The sequence below is a fragment of the Planctomycetia bacterium genome (assembly GCA_034440135.1).
GTDB lineage: Bacteria > Planctomycetota > Planctomycetia > Pirellulales > JALHLM01 > JALHLM01.
Genome location: JAWXBP010000383.1, coordinates 1 through 5,788 on the forward strand (window position 1 = coordinate 1; position 5,788 = coordinate 5,788).

5 protein-coding genes are annotated in these 5,788 nt (G+C 58.2%); 2 read left to right on the plus strand and 3 right to left on the minus strand.

Going from position 1 to position 5,788, the window contains the following annotated elements:
* Positions 1 to 144: 144 nt before the first annotated feature.
* The 3 genes from SGJ19_22735 to SGJ19_22745 form a co-directional block, all read right to left on the minus strand.
* Positions 145 to 855, minus strand: coding sequence for a hypothetical protein (locus SGJ19_22735; GenBank protein MDZ4783072.1), 711 nt, complete (start codon positions 853 to 855; stop codon positions 145 to 147).
* Between the two features lie 23 nt (positions 856 to 878).
* Entirely contained in the window at positions 879 to 3,080 is a 2,202-nt protein-coding gene (locus SGJ19_22740; GenBank protein ID MDZ4783073.1) for a DEAD/DEAH box helicase, read from the minus strand.
* Positions 3,081 to 3,233: 153 nt separating this feature from the next.
* Positions 3,234 to 4,049 carry an alpha/beta hydrolase gene (locus SGJ19_22745; protein MDZ4783074.1) on the minus strand — a complete coding sequence of 272 codons (816 nt, stop codon included), beginning with the start codon at positions 4,047 to 4,049 and terminating at the stop codon, positions 3,234 to 3,236.
* 152 nt (positions 4,050 to 4,201) lie between these two features.
* Here SGJ19_22745 and SGJ19_22750 point away from each other — a divergent pair, with 152 nt between their 5' ends.
* Positions 4,202 to 5,185 (plus strand): tripartite tricarboxylate transporter substrate binding protein, encoded by a 984-nt coding sequence (locus SGJ19_22750; GenBank protein ID MDZ4783075.1) that lies wholly within the window; start codon positions 4,202 to 4,204, stop codon positions 5,183 to 5,185.
* A gap of 12 nt (positions 5,186 to 5,197) precedes the next feature.
* Positions 5,198 to 5,788 (plus strand): amidohydrolase (locus tag SGJ19_22755; protein MDZ4783076.1); only part of this gene is annotated, 591 nt, incomplete at its 3' end.

Genomic DNA, 5,788 nt, shown 5'->3' on the forward strand with positions numbered 1-5,788 from the left:
ACACGATCACGGCGCCGCGCGCGGGCAAGGTCGTGGAGATCCGCTACGCCGCCGGCGAGCAGGTGGACGAAGGCGTCGACCTGCTGATTCTCGAAGACTGAGCGCCGCGTTCCCGATAGTTGGTCGCCCTGCTATCTCAAAAAGTTAGTCCGTTAGTGCGATAGGTCGGAACCATTGATCTAAAGGGACGACGCCCACAAAAATACTGTTGTCGGCCGTAAAGGCACGACCGCATTCGTTCACACGGAATCGCCCTCCTCCCGGCAACCGTTGCCGTAGAGCCGTAAGGAAAGCGGCCAAAGCGCCTGAAATTGGGGGATAAGAAGAAGCAGGAACTTGGGCGGAAAGTTGGAGCTTTGTCCCGCCTACCTCAGTCCATATTTCGTCCACGTTATTTGAAGGGGGCTTTGGGGCATTTAGCGCTGCGAAACTGTACGACGAACCACACAGGGGGCCAGGCCACGTATCACCAACAATTGGTGTCACTCCGGGATCGAGCGCACCCTCTTGAAAGGTTATCTTCGTCGAATATGCGAAAACAGTGCCGTCAGCAATGTCGACCACGTGAATGGCATTGCCTTTATAACCGGAAGGCGCGTTCATTCGCGCTATGACTTGAAAGTGCTCATTGATGCTGAAGCCGCCACCCGGTTGATTCCCTTCAATCTCCTTCAGCAGATTGACCTTACTCACCAGTGCAGGATGTGGTTGGTCCGACGGAATCGGATCCTCGCCTTGAGGTGTGTAGTGAACCCACCATTCACCATCTTGAGCCATGTTGTGACGAATAGTGAAGCGCGAGTCCAGTCCGGGAGATACGGGCAACCGCTTCGGTATTACTTTGCTAGTCGGCATAGCGTTATTTTCCTTGGATGAGCCTACCCTTCAAAGTCAAACCCTTCCGAACCTTCGGGCGCGCTTCCGACGAAGAATGCCTGATTTTGAAAAACGTAGACGACATGCCCTTCTTTAGTCACAGAAATTTTGCTTACGCGATGACCCTTGGTATGCATCGATTTTAGAAACGACTGGATATGAGCTAACGCATCGCGTTTGAATGGCTCTGCAATTTTGTCCAATGGTTGAACAAACCTCGTACGTCCCTTATCTTTGATAGCGATAAGTCGCGAGTCGCGCTGGAGTACGCTAAAAGTCTTTCCCGAGACACGGGTTAGCGGATAGGCATCCCCAGGCAACCAATTTCGATTGCTCTGCGTCTCCTCTGCATTGGTCACGAGATTTACAGGAGAACTGAGTCGGCCCAGGTAAACACCCCGCCAGCCATCGCTTGTTTTGTCAAGTTCGATGACGAAGTGGCGGGTAGGCGTGATTCGGAAACGACCGGCTTTCTTGCGGGATTCCTTCAGCACTTCAAACAACTCCGGGTGCGGCTCGATGAGCTGGCCATCCTCAGTGCGAATTGTGCCTTGCGTATCGCGCGTGCAAGCGAGGCCTTGGTCGAGGTCGCCAGGATAGGTTTCACCGAGACGCAGAATCGCTTCATCAACAAGCAACTCATCGGGCAAAGGGGAACGTGGTGCCTGATTGGCAGGCTGCGGGTCGGAATGCTCAACGTCAGGCCACAGGAAGTATAGATTCCGCTCCGCACCGACAAACTGCTCCCAGTCCGCCTTCTCGTAAATCATCTCATCTACCGTCCGGCTCGCATAAAGAACATGCAACACGGCGTGCTTCTCGGAACCATCCTTGACCTGCGCCTTTCTCAGTAGTCGGCCAAGTGTTTGCACCCGTTGGCGGACTGATGACGAAGCTGCCACGATGATGCCAAGATCGGCTGAAGGAACATTAAAACCCTCAATCAAGGAGCGCGCCGAAACAATAATTTGAGCAACGCCTTGTCGGAAAAGCCGAAGGGAGGTCGCCCTCATCACATCTGGAAATTCGCTATGCTCAGCAACAACAGCAAAACCTTCCGCGCGCAATAGCGCAAACAAGCGCATTACTTCTTCAATGCTTTCGTGAAAAAGAATTGCCTTCGTTTCTGCTTTTTCTGCGAATGCGGCGCGAAGGATACGGACGACCGCCGCCGCCCGCTCCTCCATTCGAAAGAGAAGTCGTTTGCGTTCGGTCGTTAATCCGATCAAGCGCGCCGCGGCCGGATTATTCGCCGCGGCCCGTGAGCGACACCATCGAATGAGACCAAGACCTTGTCGCCCGGGCCTCTCCAGTTCCTCGCGTAAATTCTTTATTTCACGACTCACGCGCTCGTATTGGGCCAACTCATGCGGCTTGAGGTTCAGACCATAGTGGACAATACCGAAGGGTGGCAAAACTCCAAGCCGGATTGCATCTGCGTAGTTCAGTTCGAAGATAACAGGGCCCAGTTCCTTGCCCAGTACGGTTTCTTCAAACTCAAGAGGCAGGACGGCCTCTTGATTTGAACTGCTCGTTGACTCATCTTCATCTTTGAAGTCGGAATCGCGCTCCGGTGTGGCGGAAAGGCCAAGCGAATACGCGCGTTCGGTGCGAAAGATCTTCTGCATTTCTGACGCGCCAGCACGATGGCATTCGTCCACGACCAAGAGCAAAGAAGGACCGAATCCGGATTGACGCACCAAGTCCGGCAGCTTTCGCGATGCTGAATTTAGGACGCAGATGAGAATTCGAGTTCGATCGTCGAAAATATCATCTTGTCCACCTCCCAATCGGCCGATCGCGTTTGCGGGGAGATTCCCTTGGGTAAGCAGTTCTTCTCGCCACTGCTCAAGTAGCACGACTGTCGGAACAACAATTGCGATACGCAGGTTCGGAACTTCTGTATGCAATCTTTCGGCGATAGCCAACGCCAGAATGGTCTTCCCCGCCCCCGTCACTACCTTTATGACGCCACGTTTTTCCGCAGAGAACCACGATTCAATACAGCGCTCTTGCCAAGAATGAAGGACGATGCCGCGGGTCAGTTCCCATCGGTCGGGAAGATCTGTGCCAGCAACAGCCTCGTCGGCATTCCTCTTCTCGGTCGTGCTGTCATCCTTTCGTTGACGTTGCCAGAACTGCATTTGCAGCAGTTGCTGCAATTTCAATTCCTCAGACGGCGACATTCGTTCAGGGGTTTCCACGGGCGGAAGCTTCAATGTTCAATATGACGGGCACAGAATCGTCTTTTTACGCCGTTTGGTCAAAGAATAGGCAATGCCTGCCATGCGAAAAGCTGTGTCGTGGAAACGATTGAGTGCGGAACGCACTGGCGTTCTCTCTGAGCCGACAGACTACTAGCAGTCGACGAAGCCTTCCAGCGCCGCGACGAATCCGTCGAGGTCTTCCCACGGAATCATGTGGCCGACGTGGTCCATCCTGCGCACTTCGATGGACGGCATCAGCTTGCGGATTTCAGCGATGTCCTCGTCGAGGATCACACCGCCCTTGCCGGCGACGACCAGCAGCGTCGGCGTCTTCATCGCCGCGAGATCGTTGTGAATCTCCTCCTCGGAGAATCCGCGGTAGCTCTCGCTGACGGCCCTTTCGTCGCAAGTGTGCAGCCATTCCGCTCGCGTACGCATCTGGTCTTCGGACCATTTCGGATAGCGCACCTTCAGCTTCTCGAAGTCGATCGTGCCGGCCTTTGCCTCGCGCACCGCGTCGAGGAAAAACGCGAGCGTCTGGACGTAGGCCCTTCGACCCGGCCCGCTGACCGGCGGGTCGACGAGAACCGCCTTCGCAAGCGCTTCGCCATGGTGATGCGCGAGACGGGCCACGATGCGCGCACCCAGCGAATGGCCGAGCACCCTGTAGCGCCGCAATCCGAGCGCCGCAGCGAATCCGGCGACGTCTGCTGCATAGGTATCGAGGCCGTAGCTCAAGTCCGGACCGGCTTCGGACAACCCGCGCCCGCGCAGGTCGAGCACGTAAGTGTCGTACACCCGGCCGAAACGCTCGGCCACGAAATCCCAGGTCGCGGCGGAATTCGAAATTCCCGGCAAGACGACCAGCGGCTCGCCTTTGCCGCCGTATCGCAGATAGTGCTGGCGGATGCCGTTTGCGCGTACGTTCGCGCCATACAGCCGGGTACGTCCGGGGTTCGTCGACATAGATGAAATGGCCAGCGTTCGGGATGGCCATTCTGGCGGCTCGTTCGAAGTTTGCGCGAGCCCTGTTTCGCAATGCGCAAAATGTATCCGCACCTGCGTGTGATAGCCTCTTTCACGTCGTTCGCGCAGCTAAATCCCGTCTGGAACCCACCGTGCTGGCTCACTTGATTCGGGCACTTGCTATTCGAGCATTTGCCGCCGCTTTTGCACTTGCCCCGCTGGTGTCGTTCGCCCAAGCGTATCCCGAGCGGCCCATCCGCCTGGTCGTGCCTTTCCCGCCTGGTGGAAACATCGATGTCGTCGGGCGCCTGGTCGGCGAGCATCTCGGGCCGGTGCTCGGGCAGAACGTAATCATCGACAACCGGCCCGGCGCCGGCGGTGCGGTGGGGGCGGAGTCCGTCGCCAAGTCGCCTCCCGATGGCTATACGGTGCTGCTCGGTTCGGGCAGCACGCACGGTACGAATCCCGCGGTGGTCAAGTCGCTCCCTTACGACGCGGTCAAGGATTTCGCGCCGGTCGTGCTGATCGGGCGCTATCCGCTCGTGTTGCTGGCCAATCCCGCGCTCCCTGCGCAGAACGTGCCTGCGCTGATCGCGCTCGCTAAAAGCTCACCCGGCAAACTCAACTTCGGCACCTACGGGCAGGGCAGCGCCAACCACCTGCCGGTCGAGCTCTTCAAGGCGATGACCGGCGTGGAGATCGTTCATGTTCCCTACAAGGGCGCGGCCCCAGCGTTGGCCGGGCTGATGGCCGGCGAAGTGCAGATCATGTTCGACGGGCTGGGCAGCTCGACCCAGTTCATCCGCTCCGGCAAGGTGAAACTGCTCGGCACGGGCGGGTCGAAACGCTCACCGAGCGCGCCCGAGGCGGCAACGATCAGCGAGGCCGGAGTCGCGGGCTTCGAGGCGGGCTCCTTCTTCGGCCTCTTTGCACCGGCGGGCACCCCGCCCGCGACGATCGCCGTGCTGAACGGCGCCATGCATAAAGCGCTAGCCGCGCCGCAATTGCGCGCGCGATTCGCTTCGTTCGACTATGAAGTCGCAGGCGGTCCGCCCGAGGATCTTGGCCGGGTGGTCGTCGCCGAAGTCGCCAAATGGCGCAAGCTCATTCAGGATCGAAACCTGAAATTCGATTGAGGATTTTTCTCCATGACCCCTTCCACTCCTACAAGCAGTGCAGCCCCCGACCTGATTCTCAAAGGCGGCCGCGTCGTCGATCCCTCCCAGGACATCGACGCCAAGTTGGACGTCGCGATCAGCGGCCAACGCATCGTGCGGCTCGCGCCCGACATAGAGGCCGGCAACGCGCGTGTCGTCGACGTTAGTGGTACGGTGGTCGCGCCCGGGCTGATCGACCTGCATGTGCACGTCTACCGCCATGTCACCGATTTCGGCCTGCCGACGGACGACGCTGGCATCAATTCCGGCTGCACCACGGTGGTCGACCAAGGCAGCTGCGGGGCGTGGACTTTCGACGGGTTCAAGGCCATCGCCATCGACCCCGCAATAACCGAGACCTTCGTGTTCTTGTCGGTCAACTTGGCCGGCGCGCTGCGCGGATGCAAGGGCGGGCCCTTCGACCGCAATCCGGATTACGTCGATACCGATGTCATGCGCAAATTCATAGAGAAGTACCCCCATATCATCCGCGGCATCAAGGCACATGGCGAATCGGGCAGCTGGTCGAACTGGGGCGACGTGATGCTCCGTCGCGCGCGCGAGATCGCCGATCGCATGCAC

Excerpts from the sequence above, each read along its gene's own strand:
- SGJ19_22745 (MDZ4783074.1), bottom strand. The coding sequence starts at position 4,049 with ATGTCGACGAACCCCGGACGTACCCGGCTGTATGGCGCGAACGTACGC.
- SGJ19_22735 (MDZ4783072.1), bottom strand. The coding sequence starts at position 855 with ATGCCGACTAGCAAAGTAATACCGAAGCGGTTGCCCGTATCTCCCGGA.